The sequence below is a fragment of the Chitinophaga sp. sic0106 genome, from assembly GCF_019219075.1.
GTDB lineage: Bacteria > Bacteroidota > Bacteroidia > Chitinophagales > Chitinophagaceae > Chitinophaga.
Genome location: NZ_JAHUWJ010000006.1, coordinates 286,721 through 313,580, shown reverse-complemented (window position 1 = coordinate 313,580; position 26,860 = coordinate 286,721). Strand labels below are relative to the sequence as shown.

Genomic DNA, 26,860 nt, shown 5'->3' with positions numbered 1-26,860 from the left:
GCGCTAGTTCCATACTTCCTCCACTCCTGTTTCTGGCTTGCGGCAAAACTTATCGAGAAAAGTTTGAAAGTCAAGGACCGGGCTATCTTTTCCATTGAGTTTATAATAGAAGTATTTAAGTACGCTTTCAAAAGTGCCATACCCCAGGCCCAGGCCCAGCAATTGAGCAGTATCAATGAGTCCCTTTGACTCGTTTAGTATAACGGTAACAGATTCATCAACAGCAGTTTCAGCATAACACCGGATACAATAGTAAATGTACTGGTGTAATAAATGCGCCTCTTCGGACGAGTATACCCCTGCTTCAAAAAGATTGGAAACAAGAATCATATACTTGCGAATCTCAAATTGCATCTGCTGCTTGTAGTCTTGTTTTTTATACGTATAGGCCGTAAAACTATGCTGGTGAATAGCTTTCCCCAGATGCATATATCCGTCACTGCCTCTGCGGGTATAATCCATCAGGTCATATTCCAGGTCTTCCTTCTCATAAGTTTTACCAAATACCAGTTGATATTCAGGTGTATCTTTATGTTTGGTAATATGGCGCTCATAATAATCTTCAAATTGATGGAATCTTACTCTTCGTGCAAAGAAAAATTCTTCATCGAATGTCGTATGCTGATAATTATCACCACCTTGTGTTTTAAGGAGCAATGCGATTATCTCACTGTTTTCCATTGCATATAAGAGAGAGGAAAGCTCTTTCAGCACCAGGTGCTCTTCCCCTGAAATACCTACGGGCTTGATATCCTGATAGTAAGCCATAAATTGACCATGGAGGTTATCCATCTGCTTCAAGAACAGCTTCAGTGCGTCCTCATTATCTGCATATGGTCTGGCGCAAACACCTGCCCATTTATAAGTAGCCGCACTAAAATTTTCATCTTTTAATTTTTTGAGCTCCTGTATTGCTTGTGGTACCTTTCCAGCCAGATCGAGCAGGGTGGCTGCATAGTAGCGTTCTGACTGGGATGACTCCGGATTGGCTAATGTTTGCCGGGCTAACGGTAAGGCTGCCTGGATATAGTCATCGGCATCCGGCTCGAGGCAGCATTTTGCAGCCTGGTACAGGTATACATACCCCATACAATTTAATGCCGGCTGCTGCTTTAGAATTTTATACGTAGCGGGAGGATTGTTTAGGTAAAACTGCATCACCGCTTCCGCCAGCAAGCTAACTTCAGGGTATTCCCGTCTAATTTTCCAATGGTTGAATTGTTTACGAAAATTGGCGGTGATGTCAAATGCCTTACGCATTGCTATAATATTATCTTCTGGCTGGCCATAACCTCGCTGCTCCAGGATTTCTACCAGGATCATCGGAAGCTCATGGTTTAGTGTGGAGATTAGTAAAGCATTAGTCCCATACACACTATAAGTCATACCCTGATCCATTCTAAAATAGTCAGGGCTATCTATGATCATAAAGCGATAAAGACAATTAAGTGTATTGTATCCCAAATGTTCATTTAGTACCTCTTCCTCATGCACAGAAAGCAACAACCAGTACGTAGGTAATTCAGGCGCCAGGCGATGTAACGATTGTACATCAAGCAGTGATTTTTCCTGATAACCAAGTGAGCGATAAATAGGGGACCTCACAAGATATATCCACGGTTGGTCAGGCGCCAGAAAAAGTGCATGATTAGCATCTTCCAGCGCTTTATCATATAAATCAAGACGTTGATACATAACGGCCCTGTTGAGATACCAGCAATAAGAGTCCGGCTCTAATTCAATGGCGGCATTAATATTTGTTAATGCTTCCTGCTCACGGTTCAATTTGTATAATGCCCTACTACGCATATCATACCAAGCAGCTAACCGGGGAAATTTCTCAAACGCCTGATCCAGATATTGGATCGCTTGCAGGTATTGCCTCGTATGATAAGCAGAATTGCCTAAATTGAAGTATAATTCCGGACTAATCACCTGATTACTGTTCAGGTAAAGCTCCATTGCTTTTTGAAGTGTGGTAGCAGCTCTTTCATAATCATTATGGCTCAGGTACGCATTACCTAATTCGTGATACCCAATTGGGTTCCTGGGTTGCATTACTACAGCCTGGCCTCCATCTGCTATTGCCAGGTCAAATAACTGCAACTCTCTGTGAGTAGCACAACGTTGGGGATAAGCAGCGTAATAACCAGGATCTGTAGTGATTAATCTATCATAGTATTCTTTAGCTAAAACGAAATGACTAAGGACAAAATAAATATTTCCAATATTGTACAGTGTATCCTGATGATCAGGATAATAATTCAAGTACTCAAGGAATAATGCCAATGCCTCCTGGCTCATGCCACACTTATCATGCGATGCAGCATTCATGTAATAAACATTAGGATATCCCGGCGCGAGTTCCAACGTGTCATTAAAGTCATTTATAGCAGCAGTGAACTCATTTAGGTAATAATAACATGCGCCTCTGAACATCACACTATCGGCATGTTCCGGTGTGGCAGTCAGTTGGAGCTTCATGTCTTTCAGTGCGTCAATATAGTGCCGCAGGTAGTAGGAAATAATACCACGTTCGAAATGAAAATATTCAAACTGGCTGCTGTGGGGATAGGCTATATCATAGGCCTCTAATGCTTCTGCATACCGGCCCAATTTACTATAACACAAGCCGGCATGATAACCCGCCGTTCCAAATAAATCTTCATGTCCAAATAGTTTTTTATAATACAATAAGGCTTCTTCAAAATCTTCCGAAAAACAGAGCACATGCCCCATGCCTAACCATACCTGGTCACTGATCGATTCTTCACCCAGCAAAGCTGCGTAATCGGGTTTAGCAGCCGCATATTCGCCATCCAACATATTTGCCTGTGCACGTGTAAGCCGGGCAAAAATATCCTCAGGATCAAACTGAATAGCGTTTGTACAACACTCTCTGCATTTTTCGTATTCCTTGTCCTTTAACGCATGCACACCACTGATCCGCCATGCACGACTATTTTCAGCATTTAACATCAAAGCATGCCGGCAATCGGCTATTCCTTCCTCACACTGATCCAAAGAATAATAGGCATATCCTCTGATACTGTATAGCTCATGATGCTCATGCTGTTGCAGCACTGAGGTGGATAATATCTCCAGTATTTCATCATATGCTTTATTTTCCAGTAACGCTTTGCAGGTCTGAATTAAGTGCGATAACGTGTTCATAAATGGGGTGTTAGGGTTCGCTTCACTAAAAAGAATATAAAAGACGGAATCACCCCTCCGGGCGAGGCATCAATTTCTCCCTAAAAACATTAATTTAGAATACTTAAAATAACACCCCAATTATTACATCATGACCAGAGCGCAACTCACCCAGCAACTGCGGCTATCCTACACTTATATTTATGACACCATCCACGACAACCTGGATGCTACTATTTCCCGGCTGAGGGAAATAAATATTATTTTTAAAAGAGATGAAAATGAAGGTCTTGCAACATTTCGCACGGCGGTGGACAGTATGCCCCTTCCTGCCAATGCTACCGCGGCAGATATGTACCGCGTAGCTGAAATGGTACGCCGGGGACGACTGGAGGTCAACTACGGCCTGCAAAAAGACGGCCGGCCAGTATTAGGTACAGTGGCAACCGAAATGATGGACTTGTTTGAAGCGGAAGAAAACAAGGCCCCCGAAGCAGCCCTGGAGGTATATATCGCCTATAATGTACTACGCGCCTCTGACCTGGCACTACTCCTTTCTAACCTTTCTTTTATTGCTGACAAGCTTTCAGAGGATTTTGCAGCGCGATTCCCGGAATTCATGCAAGGCGGCACTGTTACGCTGGATATAGACACCATGCATACCGGGCAGTCCATCAACTTTGCACTCACAGAGGGCTGGATACCTAAAGTGTATACGAACGATAAAGGTGAAATTGTGGTGGCCGCACCAAAAAAGCTGGGGATACCACTGATCGTTGGTTACCTGCTCATTCAGACCATGGTGTCCTACTCGGAATATGAACTTACTAAAGCACAAGAGAAAGTGGCTATACTGGAAGCGAAGATTAAAGAACTGGAATTGGAAAAACTATGACAAGCCAAAGCAGATAGTCTGGCGGCCATACAACAGCGCATACAGGAACAGGCACCTGACATCAGGCAATCCCTGCTTGATACTACAAAGGCAATTTATATCAACCCGGATATCACCCGGTTTAGCATCAACGGTGTGGAACTGAAGAATAGAAAAAACCAGGGTAGTTAATATTTAATCTGCTGGCACCATTGTATTCCACCCACTGATCCAGTACCTCATCCCTACCATCGAATCCGTTGGTGCCTATTGCGTTAACAACCGCACAATTAAGCTGCTGCATAATTCCTACCTTTGCCATCCATGCTTTAAAAATTAACCGCATATGAATTGGAAAAACGTCCTTACAATTTTCTGTACCCTGTTTGTAGCCACGGGTGCTTTTGCGCAACCGGCACCCGGAAAAACCCTGACACCAGGCAAACACAATTTCACCTTACAGTGGATCAGCTGGGATGTACCGGGCAAAATCGCCATCACTAAAAATGCTGACGGCACCTTTGCCGTAAAAGGAGATCAGTATAGTGATGATAAAAAAGATTTCGTGACCATTGATGGTACCATCACCCAAACATCGCCGGCAGAGCTGCTATTTAACGGGACTATCCGTACCCGTTACAGCAATGTAAATAATGGGGAGGTATGTGAGAAAACCGGGACTTATCATTTCCTGTCGAAAGGAGCACGCAAATACTGGCGGCTACAGGAGATGGATAACTGTGAAGGGAATAACGTAGTGGATTACGTAGATATCTTTTTTTAGATAACCAGGTTATCTCCGGGCCGCCGGCCCGGAGATCTGTAAAAAATTATCCTTTGGATTGCTTACTAACATCATCGTTATTGACCTTCAGTTGCTTTCCTTTCTTTTGTTCAAACATAGATCCGAACTCCCAGTTCAACGTGATCTTGAGCGCCTGGTTATAATATCCGTTACTTTGTTTAGACAGGAACGACGTGGCCTGCATCACCTCTGCCTGTGCAATTGTTTTATTAAACGGATTGATAGCAGCCACGGTGATGGTCATCCTGCTTTCTTTCAATTCCTTTTTTGCGGAGAAGCTATAGTAGTAACGGCTGGTTTTATAGCCCTGCAGCGTTACTATCCGGGTATTATATTCCCCGAAAGCCTGCACCGCAAAGTTTCCCGGCAGTTTATAACTGGTGTTGATATTGATATCAGTGGCCCAGCCGGTGTTAACGATCATCAGTGCGGAGCTGTTGAAATCGAGGTGATTGATGTTCAGGTTAGTATTTACATTCCAGTTTTTCACCAGGCTGAACGCGCTGCTCAGGTTCACTCCATATTGCTGGTTACCTGCCAGGTTTTCCTTGCGGGTAGTGGCGATTCCGGCAGCATCCACCGTAGTGAGCTCAATGATGGAATTATCGGTTTGCTTCAGAAACGCAGCAGCGTTGAGGAAGAAGCCCGAATTAGCCGTCCAGCTGTAGGTTAGTTCACCCTGGTGCATGTTTTCAGGCAGCAGGGCCGGGTTACCGGTAGAGATATTACGCGGGTCACTGGCATCCGCATTGGGGTTCAGGTCCCAGATGTAGGGCCGGGTGAGGCGTTTGGTGTAGCTACCCGTTAGTGTATGCTCTTCCGTTAGTTTTTTTGTGAGAGATGCGGTGGGTATCAGGTTCAGGAAATCATTCCTAAAGCTGGTGCCGGCGCGGTGGAAGGTGCCATTAATATCCGTATGTTCCATCCTTGCTCCTGCTTCCGCGTACCAGTTACGAGGCAGTTTCATTTTCAGGAGCAGGTAACCGGCTACTACCTGTTGCGCATATACGAAATTATCAGAGCGGGCGGCTACCCATTCAGGGATGGCAGGAGCTTCTGCTGCCCAAACGTTGTAACGGTTATCGGCGTTGCGGAAAATAGACTTCACGCCTCCTTCCATCAGGTATTTGCCATCAATGGTGAGTGGTTGTGTGTAATCCGCCTGGAAGGTCCATTCGTGATTATAGGTGATGCCTTCATTGATTTCTTTGTAGCGCAGCTCGTGGCCGGCGGTCTGACTATTCGTATAGCCTTTGGTTTCCTTACCGGGACTGTATTGCGCCAGCAACGTTATTTCCTGTCCGGGCTGCCGCAGGCGGCGGTTGTAGCCCAGGGCAATGTCGGTACCGATGAAGCGCTCCTTATTTTTTACCTGCTGCGCATACTCGTCTGTTAGTATGCCGGCGGCATTATAGATACGGCTGGTTTGGTTATAGCTGCCGGGCCAGTTTTCAATCCAGGTGTTTACATTGAGACTAAATTCGCTGACGGAATCCGGGGTGAAGCCGAGGGTGAACTCACCGGAACCGTGTGGCATGATGTTGTCTTTGGTATTATCCTGTTGGGTGATAGATTCCGGTTTCCCATCTGCTGCAAAGGCAGTTCTTTCCATACTGGCAACAGATTTGGAGCGGAGGCGGTGAATATGTGCATAGGCGCTCATATTCCATTTATCGTTGGAAAAGGAGATACGTGGGTTGAGGGCCTGTTCCCAGTTGCTGGCGGTAACTTCCAGGGCGCCGCTGAAGCTGTCCTGCCCTTTTTTGGTGATGATATTGATTACCCCACCGGCCCCTTCAGCATCATATTTGGCAGAGGGAGAAGTAATGATTTCTACCGATTTGATGATACTGGCGGGAATCATGTTCAGCGCATCTGCGGGGCTGCGGGCAATTTGTCCGGAGAACTTACCATTGATGAGAATTTTCAGGGTGCTGCTTCCCCGCATGGATACGTTGCCCTGGGGGTCTACGTTTAGGGCTGGCGCCTTGCGCAATACATCAGCAGCGGTACCGCCTTTGAGACTGATATCATTTTCTACGTTAAACACCAGCATGCCTGGTTTCTGCTCCACCAGCTGCTTGCGGGCAATCACCTCCACTTCTCCCAGGTCCTGTGTGGAGGACTGTAGAAACAACGTATCTATGGCATACAGCTCTTTTCCATTAACGGTACTGATTGGCGTAATCAGCTTTTTATAGCCTACGGAGGTAACAATTACCAGCAAGGCACTGCGTTGGTGCAGCTGCAGGCGGAAAGTACCGTTTTCGCCGGAATAGGCGGCGCTGAGCGACATCTGCTGCTCATTGGTAATGCCTATAGTGGCATAGGGCACTGGCTGGCGGGTGGTGGCATCTGCTATTACGCCTTTGATCGTATAGCCGCCTGAGTTAGTTTGTGCAAAGCTGGCTATAGGTATAAAACTAAAAAAATACAGGGCTATTAGGTTTCCGTTCAACATGCTACAGGTTTCGTAAGTAAAACTGCAAAAATCGGCGATACCAAATTTTAGTGTTTATGGAAACGGGAGAAAGATTTATGAAATACGGAAAAATATGGTGAAAGGTATGTAAAGGGGTAAACTGCGAAAGAAGGTGAAACGGGTAAACAGGCCGGTTGTCCTGGTATTAATAAAGCAGTAACTGAAAATTTTTCAGGGAGACACTAATTTCTCTCTAAAAAAATTAAAAAAAAATAATAAAATGAAACGGTGGTAAATGGCGGTACACCACCGTTTCATGGTGAACTGATTACAGGGCACCTGTTATTTTAAACACCAGTGTATGCGCCATGGTATTAGCTTCGGGAATATTTAGCGTCAGGCTTTTCTCATCCTGCGTATACTGCACCCGCTGTTTACTACCTAACAATTGAATGGCGTTGATCTTTTTTACGCCATATTTCGAGCCAGCAGCAAGGGTGTTTAGTTCCACTTTACCTGCACCGGGGTTTAACACAAAAACATAAAGGGTATTGCCTTTGGTGGTAAACCGCACTTCGTCGTGAGGATAGGCCGCACTGGCGATAGTGCGCTCATTAAAGTCATGGCTTTTTTGTTTTTTAGCGGCTTCCAGGTCGGCATTATCCATATTCTTTTCTTCTTTATGGCCACCGATATTATCGCCATAAATTTTCCAGGCTTTAGTAGCATAAATCGCTTCTGCATTGCGGTTTATCCAGCGGCCAATGGAATCGAGGATCAGCTTTTGATCTGCAGGGATACGCCCGTCAGGATAGAGTTCCACGTTTAGGAGCAGGTTACCGTTTTTGCTGATAATGTCTGTGAGTGATTCAATGACGGTGCGGGCATTATGTCGCAGCGGCCGTTCCGTTTTATGAAACCAGTCGCTGAAGGTCAGCGTGCCTTGCCATGGATAATCGAGGATTTCGGTAGCTCCTCCCCTTTCAATATCTTCGGCTATGCTGGACTCCTTACCGTGAAATTTGCCTGCGATAACGGCGTTTATCTTTCCGTTCTTTTTCAATTTATAGTTATAGAATTCGGTACACATTTCCTTACCGTAGTTGCCGTATGGAAAGCCGTATCCATCGAACCAGAGCATGTCTACATCATATTTTTCCACCAACTCTACGTGGCGTTTCACCCACGTTTTCTTTACGCTTTCGATCCATTCAGGCGTACGTTTGGCGGGAGGCAGGCCGTAAAGATCGGCAGGATCAAGTCCCTCCCACCATTTACCTTTACCGTCAGCTTTAGTGAGGTTACCATCGTATGGCACGCCGCGTTTAGGACCGGCGGAATCTGCGCCAAATGCGGGTAGCCACCAGCTGAGATAGCGATCATCGTGGGAACTAACGCCGAAGGGCATACCTATTTTTTTGGCGGACTTGCTGAACATACCGATCAGGTCTTTCTTAGGGCCTACATTCACGGAGTTCCAGGGATGGTAGGTAGAAGCGAAGTTGTCGAAATGATCGTGGTGGTTAGCCAGTGCCACAAAATATTTAGCACCGATGGATTTAAAATATTTCAGGAGGCATCTGTATCCAGCTTATCGGCCTTCCAGGCGTGGATCACTTCTTTAAAGCCTGCTTCTGACGGATGTCCGTAATGATTCAGCTGATATTGGTAGGCATTCTTCCCCCACTGTTCATCGCCAACATTGGCCATGTACATGTGGCGGGCATACCAGCCGCCGCCGCTATCGGGCTGTGCCTGAGCTCCCCAGTGTACCCATATCCCGAACCGTGCTTCGGTGTACCATGTCGGGAACTGATACTGGTTGCGGAGTTCCTGCCAGCTGAGGTCTTTTTGCTGGGCAAAGGAAAGCTGCGTCCATAACGCGAAAAATAGGAATAGTGTGCTACGCATGATCTGTAATTTATAGGCGCAGTTATTTTCATTGTTCACTTACTGCGAGTTTCAAAAATATATCCTTTTGTGTAGTAATACTAAATAATTGACTACCACTCATCAAAAAAATTAATCCGGAAATTACTAGCAATTGCGCGGCATACACTATAACTTTAAGATAAATCCACCAAAATATGAAGACACTGTTTAACTTATGCCTGGCCGTAGGCCTCACGGTAGCCTGTATGTTTTCCGCTAAGGCCCAATCGCCTGTGATTGGCGCCTGGGGCGCAACGAACGCAGGCGAAACCAGTATTTTACTTGTTACACCTACTTATTTTTCTATCACTCACTACAATGCACAAGGTTTTAAATCCACTCTTGGCGGCACCTGGCAGGGAACCGGCAATGAGGCAGGTGAGTTGGCCATTGAGTTTAATACGGCCGACAGCACCCAGGTTGGCAAAAAAGTAGAGGCTGGGGTTACCTTTGATGGTGACCAGTTTGTTACTGTTATCGGAGACCGTAAAACCAGCTGGACCCGCATCGATCATGGCAATGGCGAGCTGGCCGGCCTCTGGCAGATTACCGGCCGGGAGGCTAACGGTACCATGAATGCGATGAAGCCGGGCGACCGCAAAACCATCAAGATCCTGACTGGCAGCAAATTTCAATGGGTGGCTATCAACACCGCTACCGGTCAGTTTTTTGGCAGCGGCGGTGGTACCTATACTTTCGAAAACGGCGTGTATACGGAGCAGTTAGAATACTTTTCCAGGGATCATAGTCGCGTCGGCGCCAGCTTGCAGTTTAAAGGCGCTGTAAGTGGCAACAAATGGGATCATAGTGGTAAGAGCTCACAGGGAGCCCCTATTCATGAGGAATGGACCAGACAATAACACCTTCAATAATTTTTTCGAGGGTTACAGGCGGCGCCTGTAACCCTTTTATTTTGCACCGGCATGTCATAAAATCTCCATAAATTAATGTGATAATACATCGTCATGGCGAACAGAATTATTGCGATTGGAGATATTCACGGCGGGCTAAAGGCTTTGATTCAACTACTGGAAAAACTACGACCAGCCCCAAATGACCAGCTCATATTCCTGGGCGACTATGTGGACGGCTGGTCGGAATCCGCGCAGGTAATTGACCTGCTGATGGCCCTCAACGATGAGCTGCCTTGTACATTTATCAAGGGCAATCATGATGTACATTGCGAGTCGTGGTTAACGGGCCAGCCGCTGAATCCCCGCTGGCTTACCGGTCACGGTTATTCTACGATCCGGAGTTATGCCGGTTACTCTGGCCGGCAAAAACTGGCGCACCTTGAATTTTTCCGGAACATGAAATATTTTCATATTGATGCCGCCAACCGTTTGTATGTCCATGGTGGTTTTACCGCCGTAAACGGACCTGTGTATGAGGAAGACCCGGGCGTGCTGACGAAGGATCGCACCTTATGGGAGCTGGCACGCGCCATGGATGGCGGAGCAGCCGCGTATTTACCCAAAAAGCTACAGCTATTTCATGAAGTATATGTTGGCCATACCCCTACGCTCAATTACGATTCCTATGTGCCCATGCATGCTTGTAATATGTGGAATATAGACACTGGTGCCGGCTTTTATGGCAAGCTGAGTGCCATTGATGTAATTACGAAAGAAGTGGTACAAACAGTGCCGGTGATGCAACTATACCCCGGAGAAAGGGGCCGAAACTAAAGAACTAACCCCCTATTCCTGCAATCGAACATTTTCCTCCACAGGCCTGTATCCTTTTATGAACGGGCGAGCAAGTCCATTGTGAAAACTATCAATTATGAAACACAAGTCGAATCAACTCCGCAACGGTGGCCGCAGTGGTATGGCCCGATGGAAAAAATCAATCATTGCCATGAGTGTAGGCATTTTAGGATTAACAAGTCCCGCGGTGGTGTCGGCACAGTCGGCCGATGCCTTTGGTCCTGTCAAACAAATTGACGCGGGCGTATTGAACGTAGGTTATATTGACCAGGGACCGGCCAATGGACCGGTGGTGATCCTGTTGCATGGATGGCCGTATGATATTCACACCTACGAAAAAGTAACCCCTTTGCTGGTAGCCAAAGGTTACCGGGTGCTGGTACCGTACCTGCGTGGTTATGGCAGTACGCGTTTTTTATCGGACAAAACGATGCGAAACGGGCAGCAGTCGGTAGTGGCAGCAGACATTATCGCTTTCATGGATGCCTTACATGTTAAGAAAGCCATTTTGGGTGGCTGCGACTGGGGTGCCAGAACAGCAGACATTATTGCTGCGCTGTGGCCGGAACGCACCAAAGCGCTGGTATCGGTGAGTGGCTACCTGATAGGCAACCAGCAGTCGGGCGCTGCGCCGCTGCCGCCGGCAGCGGAACTACAATGGTGGTACCAGTTCTATTTTGCTACCGATCGTGGTAAGGCCGGCTACACGAAAAACACCGATGAATTTGCGAAGCTGATCTGGAAGCTGGCATCCCCGCAATGGCAGTTTGACGAGGCTACGTTTAGTCGCAGCAGTGCGGCATTCCACAACCAGGATCATGTAGCCATCGTGATCCACAATTACCGCTGGCGACTGGGCCTGGCCACTGGCGAGGCAAAGTACGATGCGCTGGAAGCCAAACTGGCAAAGGCACCTAACATCACCATACCTACGATCACGCTGGAAGGCGATGCCAATGGCGCGCCACATCCGCCGGCAAGTGCTTATGCGAATAAGTTCACCGGCAAGTATTTGCACAAAGAGCTGACGGGGGGCATAGGTCATAATTTACCACAGGAGGCGCCGCAGCAGTTTGCGGACGCGGTTGTGGAAGCGGATAAGATGGGGGAATAGTTTGGGGGATGGGCCAGCCGGGATGACACCTGGCTGGCTTTATATAGTTATTATCGTTTATTTTTTAAGTTTATTGCTTATTTTTGTAAGACACTTACATAAATAAGCAGGAAAACTGATGATAATTAACTTTTCCATACAGAATTACAAATGTCTTAAGGACAAGGTAACACTCAGTTTCGAGCCCGAAAACTCAAATCGCCTTGAAAAATACTATATAACAGAGCCAGCAAAAGGCATAAAGTTGCTCAAGCTAGGGATGCTGTACGGGGCAAATGGGTCGGGTAAAACAACCTTATTGGAGGGATTAGATTTCCTACGTCAATTAGCGATAACTCCCAGGGTACTTAAGCAGGAACAGTTGGATTTTGAACCGTTCTTGTTTGACCAGGAATCACGGAATGCTCCAACAATTTTTGAGCTAAATTTTGTCTGTACTGGTCATCGATACCTTTACGAACTAAGTGTAATCAAAGAGCAGGTAATTGCTGAAAAGCTGTTCTATTTCACACCGAAAAAGGCATTAGTATTTGCAAGAAGTACAGATGAGGTTAAGCAATTAACGCACATCAAATTTGGCAGTAAAATAAAGTTAAAGAAAGCTGAAGAAGATAGCCTGGTCACAAATACGCTTTGGAATGCAACTGTTTTGAGCGGCTTTCTGAAAACAAATATTGATTCTGTTGAACTGAGAGAAGTTACCGACTGGTTTATTGATGTATTAAGCCAACTCATCACCCCAAAAACGGATTTGTTTGATAGCATTAGTAGACGATTGAACAATAATACCGCCAGTAAAAGAAATATTCTGTCGTTTATGCAAAAGGCTGATTTTGGCATCACGGATATTCTTGTTGAAAAGAAGGATGCTAGTATCGGCAATGAATTGAAAGAATTATTGATACTCATTAACGAGCATCAAAAAAAGAAAGGCAAGGGTGTTGACCTTAAAGATATTGATACAATAGACGGCATCGATATTCACTTTGAGCATTCCGTTAAACAGGGAAACGATTACATACAATACGGCCTTCCTTACGCAGATGAATCCCAGGGCACAAAGCGATATTTCCAGTTCAGTGGGCTACTGCACGAAATGTTAACCGAAACTAAAATTTTCATTATTGACGAATTGGAATCCTCCCTACATCCTGATCTCGTTAAGCACTTCTTACTCCTGTTCCTGGTCAATTCCAGCAGATCGCAATTGATAACAACTACTCATTACCGGGAACTCCTGATGGAAAGAGACATGCTCCGGGATGATGTCATTTGGTTCACCGAAAAAAAACCGGATGGGTGTATCGATCTGTATTCGCTAAGTGATTTTGACAGTTCAGTAGTGAGAGATACCTCATCTGTTTTTAATGCTTATAAATCTGGGAAATTGGGCGCGGTGCCTTCCTTGAGTGATTATTATATTGATTTATCCCATGGCAAGAACAAGTAATAACAGAAAGGGTCCTGGACGAAAAACATATGCTATACTGGTGGATGGCGAAACCGAAAAGTGGTACTTAGACAAGATGAGAACGCTTGAAAATCCAGTTGGCATTTCCATCAAACCAGACCTTCCCAGCAGAAGGACTTTAGCGGAGCAATTTGAAATTGTAAAATATAACGCACAGGTTTACGATGTTTATATTTGGATTGTAGATCTGGATGTCATCATCCTGGGGAAACAGGAACACATCTTTAATAAATACATAGCTGAAATTGCAACAAGCAAGTCACTAGCAGCACGCGTTCACATTTTAGTAAACACCCCTTCCCTTGAATACTGGTTTCTTCAACACGTGAAAGACACCGGAAAATACTATCCTGACTGCGCGAGCGTTATAGCGGAATTAAGAAAACACGATCTATTAAAAGAATATGCAAAAAGCGAGAAATACTTTATCCGCAGCAATCCTAATATATATGAGCGGCTTCGACCTTACCTCTCTGATGCAATGATCTTTGCACGCAAACGGGGTAATTATGACCCTCAAAAACCACATAAAGGAATTGCTGAGTTGTATAGGCTCTTCGAAATTTTAGGTTTAAATGTGGGATAAAGGAGGGACGAGCGCAAAAACATGGCACAAATCAACTCCAAAAACAATAAATTTAAAATTGACGTTGACTATGTGGCAACAGGGGCTACATCTGAAGATGTTATCCAAATTAAGAAAACCTATTCTGACGGCAAATATGTCATACTCAAGAATTAACATTTTATAACAAATTGGAAAGTTATGATCTCACAGGAGATAGTGCACTAACCTTAATAATAAGCGACAGCAGCAACCAATCTTTAAAACGTGATTCAGTCAGTATTACAATATAACCCCTACAGTCAAATGTCGGTTGCATGCGCTACTTAATGGGCAGTACCCTCCTTCTCTCGCTTAAGAAGCAATAGGACACTACCCCGCTCAACACTCCTTAAGGCACCTCCACCCACAACGTCCCCTTCACCGGCGTATAATTCAACATTACATTCCCCTGACTCTCCGGTCCCATTTGTCCTGCATCCTGAAACTTAGTCCCAATGGGCGAAATACTGTTCAGGAAACCTATATCACCTTCCGGAAATGCCGGATTAGTATTATTATTGGCAGCTCCTTTGGGAGGCTGCGGCTTGAATACCTGTAAAAACGTACCTGCGTTACCGGTATAAAAAGTAATGGGTTGCTCGGTAGTATGGAAAGTGGCCTGGTACACATTGGCGTGATATCCTTTGAACTCAGGATATACCCAGCTTTCACCCGTTATAGTATTATTATAGGCTTTGTACCAGCTTCCAAACAAATTTCCCTGTAACCGGTTTTTCCATACCCGGTAAGGCCCCTCTCCTTCCCAGGAAAGTCCGGTTACTAACTGCTCCGGATATTGGAAGGTGATACCAGCGAATGGCATTTCTCCTTTAAAACTGTAGCTATAGTCTAATTTTGCCGGCGTACCTGGCCGGAAACTCCAGTTCACCTGCAAAAACCCATTGCCTTCATATCTTGCCGACACAAAATATCCGCTGGAGTCCTCACCTGATTTAAATTCTTTCAACTGCTGTGAAACGCCTGCCAGCACAGGGCCTCCGCTTAGTGATATTTTCCCTTTGGGCGTTCGGATTTGTAGTAATAGTCCGGTGGTGCGACTAAAATAATAAGTGGCTTTACCATTGTCCACAGCGAGGGTGTCATTTGCAGTCGCCACATTCACCTTGCCATTTACTTCGGAAGCCTGAGGCATCTTACTCCCCGGCAATTGAAGCGCCCAGCTGCGGGTAATGATTTCTCGGCCGAAATTATCCCAGGCAGTTACCAACAAGGCATCTGCTTGCTGCCAGCCCGTTGGCAACTGTAGAGAAAGCCATCCTTTTTCATGAGGTGCCAGCTCCGGTGCACTAATTGCACCGGAAGCAATCGTATCTGCCTTTTGATTTTTTTCGGGAGATGTGAACCGCAGCAGTTGCCACCTGAAGCGGCACTGGGCCAGTGTCGTATAGTCGTAACGGTTTTCTATAGGAATACGTCCATCAAAATTCCTTGGAATAAAAGGCAGCGTGATATGCACAGGTGACCAGATTTGACGGATCGAATAAAAACTCCCCTCTTTTTCACGATGCGGGCCCAGTATCCCGTCCGGTGCATGATTACCGTCTGTGTCAATCGTGTCGCTCTTGTCAGTTCTTACCAAGCCTTCATCTGCAAATGCCCACAGGAAACCACCGGCCCCTCTGGGGTGCTGCAACATGCGATCCCAAAAATCTGCCAGGCCTGCTCCCATACCACCGTCGTACAGCCCATGCATAAATTCAGTGGGCAAATAAATATCCTGGTCATACAAACTTGCATTCACGAGATAGTTGTAATTGGGATAATGCTTCGTATCCACACCATTGTACCTTTCCCAGGGATGCAACACGGGGCGTTGTTGAGGATCGTGAATAGCATAGTCGGCATCCAATGCCCGGTTAAACCCACCCTCGTTGCCATTATCCCACGCAATAACCGACGGATGATTTACGTCCCGCTCTACCAGTTCCTTCACCAATCGATGTCCGACTACTGTGTCATAAGCCGCTTGCCAACCGGTCAACTCATCCAACACAAACAAGCCCAGTGAGTCGCAGACTTCCAGAAAATGCACATCCGGTGGGTAGTGTGACATTCTCACCGCGTTCATGTTCATATCTTTCATCAGATTTACATCCTGAATGCTGATCTCCTTACTCAGGGTACGACCGCTTTCAGGCCAGGCGCTGTGGCGGTTAACGCCTTTCAAAATAACTTTTACACCATTTACGTATATCCCATCCCGTTGCCTTATTTCAATAGTACGGAAGCCAAAAGGCTGTATGATACGATGAATGGTTTGATCGTTCTTTTTGATTTCCACGACAGCCTGGTAACGATTGGGAGTTTCAGCACTCCACGTTGCGGGATGATCAAAAGATTGCTGCAACGTATAGACGCCGGCGTTATTCGAAGGTAAGGTAACTGCTTCCTTCAATACCTTTCCTTCCATCGTCTGCACCTTCGAGCTGATCGTATAACCTTTGGACAGTATATTCGTATAGGCGTGAAGGGTAAACTGGCCATTGGCATCGGCAGTAATAGCCACGCGATCTATATGTACCAATGGCTTCACCTCCAGGAACACCGGGCGATAAATGCCGCCCAATACCCAGAAGTCGCCGCTGCGTTCCGCCTTGTTGACACTGATATTTGCGGACATTTTGGCTACTTTCACTTCCAACAGGTTACTGCCATTATGCAGCAGTTTACTGATGTCATAACGGAACCGGTAAAAGCCACCCTGATGTACAGGCCCGGCAGGTTTTCCGTTGATCTTCACTTCTGCATCCGTCATCACCCCATCGAAAACAATATTCACCTGCCTCTCCCGCCAGTTCTCGGGAGCGGTAAACTTATAGCGGTATAAACCCTGCTCATCAGCCTTTACTTTATCGTGGCCATAGTTATAACTCCCAAACCCCTGCTGTTCCCAGTTGGAAGGAACAGGAATAGTGGTCCACTTGCCTTGTTGTCGCCCGGCTGAGCAATAAAAGTCCCAGTTAACTGTATGGTCTTTATCCGTACCTGAAAGGTATTTGTATTGGGTTTCCTGAGCGAACGCTGCCTGCAGGCAGAGCATGCCTGTAAACAGCAGAAGAAGTCTTGCTGACATAAGTGGAATTTTAAAATCAAGCTAAAAATTTAAAAAGAAGTGAGGAGTTTTTAATTATTAGTTTCTATAGAAGTCTCCTACTTATGAAGTCGATATTTTTCAATTGCCATTCCCCACATATTTTCTACCCTTGCTGCGTAATTTTTCTATATTACCCCGCCTCTTACAGGCAGTACTTAATACTATCTTATTAACACAGTGAATGAATATGATGAAAGTTTCTTTTGGCCTGGCTTGTTCCGCAGCAATCCTGTTAGGTGCTAAAATGTTCATGGGAAGCACACCGGCGGCTTCACCCTATCCTCCTGAATTAACCGTTTCAAGGTTTGCAGGCCCCGATGTAACACCCAGTCCGGCATGTCTGGCTGTGGCACCTACCGGTGAGGTATTTGTGGGGGTAGATATGATTGGCTCTCTTGGAAAAGACCCCGGCAAGGGGCGCATCCTCAAACTCATTGATAAGGATAACGATGGTAAAATAGACCAGCATATTGAATTTGCTACAGTCGATAATCCCCGTGGCATACTGGTGCAGGGCAACCAGGTTTTTGTGCTCCATACTACTTTTTCGCCGGAAACAAAGAAAGCAACAGGGATGGCGCTGGTGCTGTTCGAAGATAAAGACGGAGACGGAAAGGCGGATGGCCCGCCTAAGCCCCTTGTTGAAAACCTAAGCAATACCAAATACATTCAGGAGCGTGGTACAGATCATGCCACCAATGGTATCCGTATGGGTATTGACGGCTGGATCTACATCGCTGTTGGTGACTTCGGGTTTCATAATGCAACGGACCGCTCGGGCAAAAAGCTGACGATGCTGGGCGGCGGCATTATTCGTGTACGCCCCAATGGTACGGAACTGGAAGTCTACACCCACGGGACACGAAATGTATATGATGTAGCCATTGATCCGTACATGAACGTGTTTACAAGAGAGAATACCAATGATGGTGGTGGATGGAATGTGCGTTTTTCGCATCACCTTCAGTCGGGTGAATATGGCTACCCGGTACTGTTTCAGCATTTTACGGATGAAATCATCCCAGCGCTGGCAGACCTTGGCGGCGGTTCCGGCACTGGCGCACTGTATATGGCAGAGCCCGACTGGCCCGCTAAATTCAACAACGTTCCTATGATGGCCGATTGGGGACGCAGTATGTTATATATCCATCGGGTGACGCCTGATGGCGCCACCTTTACCCAGAAAGATGAAGAATTCATAGAACTCCCGCAAATCACGGACCTCGACGTGGATGGTTCCGGAAGATTATATTTATCGGCATGGGATGGCGCTGGCTATTCCGGCAGTCCTGATAAGGGTTATATTGTTCGCGCCGTTCCAGCAGACTGGACATATCAGGCGTTTCCAGATGTTACTAAATCAGGTATAACCGAATTAGCCGGCTTATTAAAATCTGCGAGCGCTGTTGCCCGATTAAGCGCATCACAGGAGCTGATTGCACGAGCTGATAAACAGGCAAGTGACGCTGCCCTGGCAGTAGCTATGGATGCGCAATTGCCGTTGTATGCACGTGTAGCCGGCATCTATACTTACGCACAGGCTGCCGGCGAAGCAGCTATCCCTGCTTTGGTTACACTGACCAATGATGCCGATGTAAAAGAGCATGCACTACGTGCACTGGCAGACAGAAAGGCATGGGTGAAAGATGTTCCCGCTGCCCCATTCCTGGCAGGGTTAAAAGATCCGTCACCACGGGTGCAGGCAGCGGCTATAGTTGGACTGGGACGCCTGGAACGCACCGAAACCGCTGGCGCATTGCTGGAAACCAAAGTACCGGCCTCTTTCAAAGCGCCTGTGAAAGTAGCAGAAGGACCACATGCTACGCCCAATTCGGCAATCGTACTGCCCCACCTGGCTGTGAGGGCATTGCTTGCACTCCATGCTACAGATTCAGTAGTAGCTGCTATCAATAGTAAGAATGGAAGCCTGGCGTTATGGGCGTTGCGTTATATGCACGAACCTAAAGCAGTGAATGGTCTTATCAGTGCTTACCAGGTCGCAAAAACGGAGCAGCAAAAGCAACAGATCATTGTTACATTGGCGCGACTCTACAAAAAAGAAGACGTCTATGACGCTTCCTGGTGGTGGGGTACACGTCCTGATTCACATGGCCCGTACTATAAAGCTGTGAAATGGGAATCATCTCCTGCTATTGAAAAATTCCTCAAGTCGGTGTCGCTGAAGAAAGGGCCTGCAGGACTGGCGTATTTCAGAGACCTGGATGCCCGCAACAGGCTGGATATCCCTGCGTTTGCCCCTGCTAAAACTGCGGTGGCGGCTGTGTCAAAGGAACCGAAAGTTGACCTGGAAAAAATTAAAAGTAAAAAAGGGCAGGTAGGGAAGTCGTCTATTGAAGATGTTCTGCTGGCCGTAAATAAATTAAAAGGTGACCCCACCAAAGGGAAAGCATTGTTTACTACACAAGGTTGTATTGCCTGCCATAGTATCAATAAGGGAGAACTGATGAAAGGGCCGTTCATGGGACAAATCGGGTCTATCATGAACAGAGAGCAGATTGCAGAATCTATTCTGAAACCCAATGCCTCTATTTCTCAAGGCTTTGCTACTGTAATGATCACCGCGAAGGGTAATAAGTATTACCAGGGCTTTGTTACAGAGGAAACAGCAGCCAGAGTAGTACTGAGAGATATCAGCGGAACGGTAACTACCGTGAAATCCAGTGATATCATGAGTCGCAAGGAAATGAAAACTTCTATGATGCCTACCGGGCTGGCCAATGCATTGTCGTATGATGAATTTGCTTCGCTGGTGACATATTTGTCGCAGCAGAAAAAATAAGCGTTAATTCCTAAACTGGGTAAGTCTTAAAAATGGAGCAAAACCCCGATTTTTAAGACTTACCCAGTTTAAGAATTAGTTTCAAGGCACCGATAATTACCACGTAGCCTGGCCCAATGCGCTTGCCTCCTCAAAACTCCCTGGGCCACTATTGACTACTTTTACCTGATGAATTGTAGATCGATACTCTCTTAATAAGAGACAAAGATACTGAGCATATCCATCACGCCTGGTACCATCATCAATAACTTTAACATATAAAATATTATCAATAAACTTCGCATCAGTAACCTTAGCCTCGTCCTGAACCATATAAAGGGCTTTTCTGTTGCGTGGATTCTTCATGGGATCCTCTTTGGGACCGCAGCCAAAGAATCCAAAGGCGAGAATGAATAAAGACGGTAAAATCTTTTGAACCATGGTATAGTGATTAGTCATAAATAATTCCCCAATTTCCATTAGGGCATCCTAGCCAAAAAAATCACAATAAAAGAAAAAAACTTGCAAATCAAAATGATCTATAAGTGAATACGGCACACCAGCTCAATAGTATTCTACAGTTGAGCTGGTGTACATCACCCGAAATATGGCACAAAATCCCTCTTGAATGTTCGTGCTTTTTTAGCCCTCTACATGTCTAGACAATATCTCGCTTCTGATAAGCCTGTTGTCTATCAACCTTTTCCTAATTATTTTCTGTCCCAGAAGTTAGCTTCTCTATATCATCTAAATCCTTATGTCTACCCGCTGCCTTTTTAGCTTCAATAAGATTGTTCAGATGTAAAAATCTTATTACTAATCCTTCTTCATGAAATGTTTGTGCCTTTGGATATGCATCATTAAAATCGACGCCTTTCAAATTTGTGATAATGTCAATACTCACCGGGGGTCTGCCAAATGAAAAAACATCATTATCTGAAGCATTTAGAAATCTTGTTTCACTCATATCAAAAAGAGGGAGGCCGAATTCCATAAATGCTTTAGTCAATTTAAAATAATTCCCTTTTGTTCTATTTACCCAAACATCCATATCACCTGTTACTCGCCTGTATCCGTGGAGAATTACACCAATAAATATTCTACGTTATGGTTGTTCAATGCCTGAATAAAGTCCCTGAAATCATCATTAAAAATAACCGCCATTAATTGCCAAGTTTCTTAATAATAAAATAGGTTCTATCAAGTCTGGGTTGTTCAGACATGGAAAATCCATATGCTTGAGAAATTAAATAATATGCTTGACGTAAACGCTCAGCATAAGAAACCTCCTTGCCAAATATGTTAGCTGCATCTGCCTCCTCAAATGTTTGGATTTTAAATGCAGTTCTATCAAATTTAAAGTCTTTCATGATTTACCTTTGTAATTAAAGATACAATTTTGTTTTCCATCAAAAACTATGTGTCATTCTGCGTGTCGTTTGAGTGTCAAAAAGAGTGGAAAAAAGAGTGATCTATTGACACTCCACAAAAGAAAAAAGGCCTGCAAATCAACGATTTACAAGCCTCTTACGTGCCCAGAACTGGATTCGAACCAGCACACCCTTGCGAGCGCTGCGACCTGAACACAGTGCGTCTACCAATTTCGCCATCTGGGCATCACTGATATTGTGTTTCAGGGCTGCAAAGATAATCACCGCATCCAATATTCCAAAAATATTTCGCAAACGGTTGCATAAAATAAATTGTGCAGGTATCTGTGAATCAATGTATTTTCAAAGCTTAAATACCACGGAACATGAACATGAAAACCAGCACACTGTTGCTGCTGTTAGCTGCTGCCGGCACTCAAACACAGGCCCAGCAAGAAAAGCAACGAAAACCAAATATCATTTTTATTTACGCAGATGATCTCGGCATCGGTGAAACCGGACCGTATGGCCAGCAGAAAATTAAAACACCGCGACTCGATCAGCTGGCACGTGAAGGGGTACGATTTAATAAATTCTATACCTCCACCCCTGTATGCGCCCCCGCCAGATGTATGCTGCTCACCGGCCGCCACGGCGGCCATAGCTATATACGGGGCAACTACGAAATGGGGGGATTTGAAGACGCTAAGGAGGGCGGGCAAATGCCGCTGCCAGAAGGCACCATCACCATCGGACATATGCTGCAGCAAGCCGGCTACAAAACCGCAGCCATCGGTAAATGGGGACTCGGCATGCAAACCACCACCGGCAACCCCAATAAACAGGGATTCGATTACTTCTACGGCTACCTCGATCAGAAACAGGCACACAACTACTACCCTACCCACCTCTGGGAAAACGGCAAGGCAGATAAACTCAATAACGACTACGTTTTTGTACATAAGCAAATCACCGCTGAACAGGCAACCGACAGCATCTTCAACCTTTTTAAAGGAAAAGACTATGCGGTAGATGAAATGACAAAGAAAGCAGCACAGTTCATCAACGCCAACCGCAGCAACCCCTTTTTCCTCTACCTCCCCTACACCATTCCGCATGTATCCTTGCAGGTACCGGATTCGGCTGTACGAAAATATATAGGCCAGTTCGATGAACAACCTTACCTCGGTCAGCAAGGCTACAATCCGGTGAAATATCCTAAGTCCACCTACGCGGCCATGATCACCTACCTCGATACCCAAGTAGGCATCGTAATGGACCTCGTGAAAAAACTAGGCCTGGATGATAATACGATTATTATGTTCTCCAGCGATAACGGCACCACCTTCAATGGCGGCGTTGATCCGGCGTATTTCAACAGCGTAGGTAACCTCCGCGGACTAAAAATGGACCTCTACGAAGGCGGCATCCGGGAACCACTCATCGCCAGATGGCCCGGCAAAATTCCGGTAAACACTGCATCAGATGTGCTGTCAGTGCAATATGATATCATGGCCACACTGGCTGCCATAGCCGACACCAAAGCCCCTGCCAACGATGGTATCAGCCTCCTGCCTGCACTCACCGGTAACACGCGCGCCGTACAACAAAGGGAATACCTCTATTTCGAATATCCTGAAAAAGGCGGCGCAGTAGCCATCAGAAAGGGTGACTGGAAAGCAATCAAAACAGGTATGAAGAAAAATAAAAATGCTACATGGCAACTGTACAACCTGGCCACTGATCCTGGAGAGCAGCAGGACGTTGCCAGTCAACATAAGGACATGTTGCCACATTTTGATGCAATTGTTGCGAAAGAACACCGCAATGCACATATCAGCGAATGGGAGTTTATCGATAATAAAAAAGACTAACGAATGCCTTCGGCATTCGTTGGGATGTGTTCCGCCGATGGCAGGACAATACTATTCAGGATAAAAGAACGAAAAAAGTCCGCAGGAAGATCAAACTCCTGCGGACTATATTATGAATAAAGCGTCTTTCCTATTTATTATCCCACTTGAAATACTTCACGCCCAACCCCACAAAAATCACCGTGTAAGCCACTATGCCAAGCAGCGCCAATGAATGATCCATCGTCCAGGATAATGGTTGCAAACTTCCTGCCAAGGCCTTTTGAACCACCCCGTATGGCGACCAGGTCACAAAACCCTTTAACACCGTTCCCAGCACCCCAAACTGACCAAACATACCCACCATGATAAAAGCAAAGTATACCAACCGGGTAGTACTGTTCACCGTCTCAGGATTCTTTATCAGCCCGGTTATCAGCTGACCCAGCCCCAGGTAAAGGCAGCCTGCCAGCAGCGTCATCACAAAACCGGTGAGGTATCCCAGCGCTGAAATATGAATGCCGTCTACAGCGTAGCCTATGGTAAACACTAGCAGCGTCATCACAGCAATCAAAACCACCTGCACGGATATACGGGAAAACATAATTGTCCAGGTAGATACGGGCGCCACCCGAAGGCGCTGAAACACGCCCTTGTCGCGGTCGCGGGCAATAGAGTTAGTGTAGCCCATCAAACCAATACTGGTTAGCCCGATCGTAAGTACCGACGACAACACCACAAATCCACCCAGGTGATTTACCAATCCCTTCCAGGAAATCAATATGATCAAAGGCACTGCCAGCACTAGTCGCAGCGAGCGGCGATTACGCCACACCGTGGTAAAATCAGCCCTCATCAGGGCGGCCAGCACTTCTTTTGTTGCAGGTATTTGGATAGCCATTTATATAGTATTATGAACGTACAGCACGTCCGGTTAAGCCAATGAACACATCTTCCAGTGTGATTTTTCCTTTGCGCGAAACGCTGATGACCTCAGGATCTTCCCGATGCAGATTTATCAGCCTTTCCGGTGTATCAATGGCAATAATGCGGCCATGGTCAATAATCGCAATCCGGTCACATACCGCCTCTGCTTCCTCCATCGAATGAGTGGTCAGCAATACAGCATGTCCCTGCTCACGAATAGCTTCTATACGCTCCCACAGCTGCCGGCGCGATTGCGGGTCCAGCCCCGTAGTTGGCTCATCCAGCATTACCAGCACCGGGTTGTGAATCGTAGAAATCAACAGGGACACACGTTGCTGCTGCCCGCCCGACAACTGTCCGAATTTCTTTCCCACAGCATCCTGCAGCTGTATGTCTTCCAGCATTTTTGTTATTTCGGGAGATGTTAACTTCACCCCGTAAATTCCCGCGAACAAACGTAATATATCCGTTATCGTTAGTTCAGGTTGGTAACTGGTAGACTGTAACTGCACCCCCATGTTTGCTTTCGCCTGGAGGGGCTCTTTCACTATATCATAACCTGCCACCGTAATAGAGCCGGAATGGGGCTTCAGCAAGCCCTCTATGGCACTGAGGGTACTGGTTTTACCGGCGCCGTTAGGCCCCAGCAAACCAAATATTTCACCCGGCCTTACATTGAAAGAAACATCTTTCACCGCCTGAAACTGCCCGTAGTAAACACTAATCTGATTCACATCCAGGATTAATGACGCATCAGTTGTAATCATTGTAGGGAAATCGTTTTGATTGCGTTACAAATGTAGGCACTCACCGTTTACCTTCTATCCCCAAAAAGGTGAATGCCGGGCAGACTGTCGGTTAAACCATCACATTTACCGGTAAAAAAGAAAAAGCTTACTTTTATATATATCCGGAAGTCCGGGCGACGTTCCTTGTCGTATATATAAAAAACACAACAACCCTCAAAAATCACATTTTTTAATAATAGTATCTGTAAATCATTAATATAATGGCGTTATTTACCCCAATCAAATACAGACTTCGGAACTTTTACCGTGAGTTCGTACAGTTTTTTCTCAGTCGCCCGGTGAATCCCATCGAGCAGCCCTGGCATGAAGTCACTGACGGATTTCCCACACCGCCGCTTACAGAAGAAAACTATACAGACCTGGCCTATAAAGCCTTGAACACGATTCATTATTTTAAGTCCGCGCTGCAAACGCCACGGGAAGAGCAGCACAGCTTTGCCGTACGTGTTCGTATTAAAACCGATCACCACACCGCCGAGCCATGGTTATCATCTCCCGAAATAAAAGAAGGAAAGGTTACCGGCATCATAGCCAATAAAACAAGCGCGAGAAGATCCCGACCCGGCAAAAAAATTACACTGCCGGAAGAAGCCATCATCGACTGGATGATGGTGGAAGACGGATTTATGCTCGGTGGCTACTCCATTCGCCTAGGTATAAAAAATCTTGATCGCTGGGACCGCCGCACCGTATACGATCATCTCCCCTTCCAGATAGATGACGGCCACGATCACTACAAACACGACCTCAGCACGCCAGAGGGCGCCCTGCTCCTGCTCGGCGATGCCATCGACGAAAGAGATCCGGATAAAATCCACTATTGTAAAGACTTCTACCGCGAATCCCTATATTTGCTAGGTACCAGCACACATCCAAGCGTGCCTAAACCCATTACGGAAGACATGGTGGAATTGCTGGAACAGCGACTGGAAGACATGTTCATGCGGTTTAACCTGCTGCCTGAAACTACCTCCTTCTACGATGCTAAACGCGCCTTCCCTTATCGCCGCGAATGCCCGATGAATGTGTGGGAAATAACAGAAATAAGAACCTACTATAATCCGAAATTCAAAACCATGCACCTGATCAACGTGCAGGAAACAAAAGATGGATGGAAAGTACTCAGCAACATGACCGATGTACAACTCTATCCAAGGCCGAAAAACGATAAAGGGCCTATCATTGATCTGACAGGTGACCACATCAAATTTTATGAAGACTACAACTTCCCGCTCTTCCTCAAAAACAGAAAAAAAGACTGACGAGAGGATAGACGCTTATATCGAAAAAGCAGCAGATTTTGCCAAACCAATCCTCACGCATCTGCGTGAACTGGTACACGATCAATTTCCGGAAATAGGCGAAACCATCAAATGGGGATTTCCGCATTTTGAATACAACGGCGCCATACTATTCAGCATGGCCGCTTTCAAGAAACACTGCGCGGTGATCCTCTGGAAAGCCAGCGTCATGGAAGATCCGGATAACATCCTCTCAGAAGTGGGTGAATCGGGCATGGGACACCTCGGTAAAATTGAAACATTGAAGGACCTGCCCTCCGATAAGATCCTGAAAAAGTACCTGAAACAGGCCGCTAAACTTATCGACGAAGGAGTGAAACTGCCGAAAAAGCCTGTCAGCAAGGAAAAGAAGGAGATCACCACACCCGATGATTTGATGGCAGCACTCAAAAAAAATAAAGCTGCGGGGAAAACATACGAGGCATTCAGCTACTCTAACAAGAAAGAATATGTAAGCTGGATCGAAGAAGCCAAAACAGCGGCAACCCGGCAAAGCCGCATTGGCACAGCGGTGGAGTGGATGGCGGAAGGAAAAATACGTAATTGGAAATATCTAAAAAAATAAAGCGGTAACGAAACCTTCGGTCTCGCTACCGCTTTTATCTCCCGAACCTTCGGT

At 46.0% G+C, this 26,860-nt stretch carries 21 protein-coding genes and 1 tRNA gene; 11 read left to right on the top strand and 11 right to left on the bottom strand.

The genetic code is table 11. From position 1 onward, the window contains the following. Positions 1-3: 3 nt before the first annotated feature. A complete protein-coding gene (locus KW844_RS11765; RefSeq protein ID WP_218376922.1) occupies positions 4-3,174 on the bottom strand; it encodes a tetratricopeptide repeat protein in 3,171 nt (1,056 codons plus the stop codon). Between the two features lie 130 nt (positions 3,175-3,304). On the opposite strand from KW844_RS11765, the gene KW844_RS11760 reads away from it, so the two are divergent. Next, on the top strand, positions 3,305-4,048 hold the full coding sequence (locus KW844_RS11760) for a hypothetical protein (RefSeq protein WP_218376921.1): 744 nt from the start codon (positions 3,305-3,307) through the stop codon (positions 4,046-4,048). 325 nt (positions 4,049-4,373) lie between these two features. Further along, positions 4,374-4,811, top strand: coding sequence for a hypothetical protein (locus KW844_RS11755; protein WP_218376920.1), 438 nt, complete (start codon positions 4,374-4,376; stop codon positions 4,809-4,811). A 46-nt stretch (positions 4,812-4,857) separates the two neighbouring features. Here KW844_RS11755 and KW844_RS11750 read toward each other — a convergent pair whose 3' ends face one another. The 3 genes from KW844_RS11750 to KW844_RS11740 all read right to left on the bottom strand — a co-directional run bounded on the left by KW844_RS11750 (position 4,858) and on the right by KW844_RS11740 (position 9,165). Next, positions 4,858-7,293 carry an outer membrane beta-barrel family protein gene (locus tag KW844_RS11750; protein WP_218376919.1) on the bottom strand — a complete coding sequence of 812 codons (2,436 nt, stop codon included), beginning with the start codon at positions 7,291-7,293 and terminating at the stop codon, positions 4,858-4,860. 289 nt (positions 7,294-7,582) lie between these two features. Further along, positions 7,583-8,791 (bottom strand): alpha-L-fucosidase, encoded by a 1,209-nt coding sequence (locus KW844_RS11745; protein WP_218376918.1) that lies wholly within the window; start codon positions 8,789-8,791, stop codon positions 7,583-7,585. A 32-nt stretch (positions 8,792-8,823) separates the two neighbouring features. Beyond that, positions 8,824-9,165: an alpha-L-fucosidase gene (locus KW844_RS11740; protein ID WP_218376917.1), complete on the bottom strand. Its 342-nt coding sequence runs from the start codon at positions 9,163-9,165 to the stop codon at positions 8,824-8,826. 176 nt (positions 9,166-9,341) lie between these two features. On the opposite strand from KW844_RS11740, the gene KW844_RS11735 reads away from it, so the two are divergent. The 5 genes from KW844_RS11735 to KW844_RS11715 all read left to right on the top strand — a co-directional run bounded on the left by KW844_RS11735 (position 9,342) and on the right by KW844_RS11715 (position 14,066). Continuing rightward, positions 9,342-10,046 (top strand): hypothetical protein, encoded by a 705-nt coding sequence (locus KW844_RS11735; RefSeq protein WP_218376916.1) that lies wholly within the window; start codon positions 9,342-9,344, stop codon positions 10,044-10,046. 105 nt (positions 10,047-10,151) lie between these two features. After that, positions 10,152-10,874 (top strand): metallophosphoesterase family protein, encoded by a 723-nt coding sequence (locus KW844_RS11730; RefSeq protein ID WP_218376915.1) that lies wholly within the window; start codon positions 10,152-10,154, stop codon positions 10,872-10,874. 97 nt (positions 10,875-10,971) lie between these two features. Next, positions 10,972-12,009 (top strand): alpha/beta fold hydrolase, encoded by a 1,038-nt coding sequence (locus KW844_RS11725; protein ID WP_255578365.1) that lies wholly within the window; start codon positions 10,972-10,974, stop codon positions 12,007-12,009. 118 nt (positions 12,010-12,127) lie between these two features. Beyond that, the gene (locus KW844_RS11720) at positions 12,128-13,459 is read left to right on the top strand and encodes an ATP/GTP-binding protein (protein ID WP_218376914.1); all 1,332 of its coding nucleotides are present in this window, start codon (positions 12,128-12,130) and stop codon (positions 13,457-13,459) included. After that, positions 13,443-14,066: an RloB domain-containing protein gene (locus KW844_RS11715; RefSeq protein ID WP_218376913.1), complete on the top strand. Its 624-nt coding sequence runs from the start codon at positions 13,443-13,445 to the stop codon at positions 14,064-14,066. The genes KW844_RS11720 and KW844_RS11715 overlap by 17 nt, the downstream gene beginning before the upstream one ends. A 370-nt stretch (positions 14,067-14,436) precedes the next feature. Here KW844_RS11715 and KW844_RS11710 read toward each other — a convergent pair whose 3' ends face one another. Continuing rightward, positions 14,437-17,181: a glycoside hydrolase family 2 TIM barrel-domain containing protein gene (locus tag KW844_RS11710; RefSeq protein ID WP_218376912.1), complete on the bottom strand. Its 2,745-nt coding sequence runs from the start codon at positions 17,179-17,181 to the stop codon at positions 14,437-14,439. Positions 17,182-17,389: 208 nt separating this feature from the next. On the opposite strand from KW844_RS11710, the gene KW844_RS11705 reads away from it, so the two are divergent. After that, the gene (locus tag KW844_RS11705; RefSeq protein WP_218376911.1) at positions 17,390-20,002 is read left to right on the top strand and encodes a c-type cytochrome; all 2,613 of its coding nucleotides are present in this window, start codon (positions 17,390-17,392) and stop codon (positions 20,000-20,002) included. A 96-nt stretch (positions 20,003-20,098) separates the two neighbouring features. On the opposite strand, the gene KW844_RS11700 is transcribed toward KW844_RS11705, so the two are convergent. The 4 genes from KW844_RS11700 to KW844_RS11685 all read right to left on the bottom strand — a co-directional run bounded on the left by KW844_RS11700 (position 20,099) and on the right by KW844_RS11685 (position 21,597). After that, the gene (locus KW844_RS11700; protein ID WP_218376910.1) at positions 20,099-20,440 is read right to left on the bottom strand and encodes a hypothetical protein; all 342 of its coding nucleotides are present in this window, start codon (positions 20,438-20,440) and stop codon (positions 20,099-20,101) included. A gap of 247 nt (positions 20,441-20,687) precedes the next feature. Beyond that, entirely contained in the window at positions 20,688-21,032 is a 345-nt protein-coding gene (locus KW844_RS11695; RefSeq protein ID WP_218376909.1) for a hypothetical protein, read from the bottom strand. A gap of 112 nt (positions 21,033-21,144) precedes the next feature. Continuing rightward, complete coding sequence (locus KW844_RS11690; protein ID WP_218376908.1) at positions 21,145-21,351, bottom strand: hypothetical protein; 207 nt, start codon at positions 21,349-21,351, stop codon at positions 21,145-21,147. Between the two features lie 162 nt (positions 21,352-21,513). Then, positions 21,514-21,597: transfer RNA gene (locus KW844_RS11685), tRNA-Leu, on the bottom strand. 140 nt (positions 21,598-21,737) lie between these two features. On the opposite strand from KW844_RS11685, the gene KW844_RS11680 reads away from it, so the two are divergent. After that, positions 21,738-23,225 (top strand): arylsulfatase, encoded by a 1,488-nt coding sequence (locus KW844_RS11680; protein ID WP_255578364.1) that lies wholly within the window; start codon positions 21,738-21,740, stop codon positions 23,223-23,225. Positions 23,226-23,355: 130 nt separating this feature from the next. Here the strand turns inward: KW844_RS11680 and KW844_RS11675 are convergent, their stop codons facing one another. Next, entirely contained in the window at positions 23,356-24,105 is a 750-nt protein-coding gene (locus KW844_RS11675; protein WP_218376907.1) for an ABC transporter permease, read from the bottom strand. A 10-nt stretch (positions 24,106-24,115) separates the two neighbouring features. Next, positions 24,116-24,898 carry an ABC transporter ATP-binding protein gene (locus KW844_RS11670; protein WP_218376906.1) on the bottom strand — a complete coding sequence of 261 codons (783 nt, stop codon included), beginning with the start codon at positions 24,896-24,898 and terminating at the stop codon, positions 24,116-24,118. 242 nt (positions 24,899-25,140) lie between these two features. On the opposite strand from KW844_RS11670, the gene KW844_RS11665 reads away from it, so the two are divergent. After that, entirely contained in the window at positions 25,141-26,202 is a 1,062-nt protein-coding gene (locus KW844_RS11665) for a DUF2314 domain-containing protein (RefSeq protein WP_218376905.1), read from the top strand. Then, positions 26,153-26,806 carry a YdeI family protein gene (locus KW844_RS11660; RefSeq protein ID WP_218376904.1) on the top strand — a complete coding sequence of 218 codons (654 nt, stop codon included), beginning with the start codon at positions 26,153-26,155 and terminating at the stop codon, positions 26,804-26,806. The genes KW844_RS11665 and KW844_RS11660 overlap by 50 nt, the downstream gene beginning before the upstream one ends. Positions 26,807-26,860 lie beyond the last annotated feature (54 nt).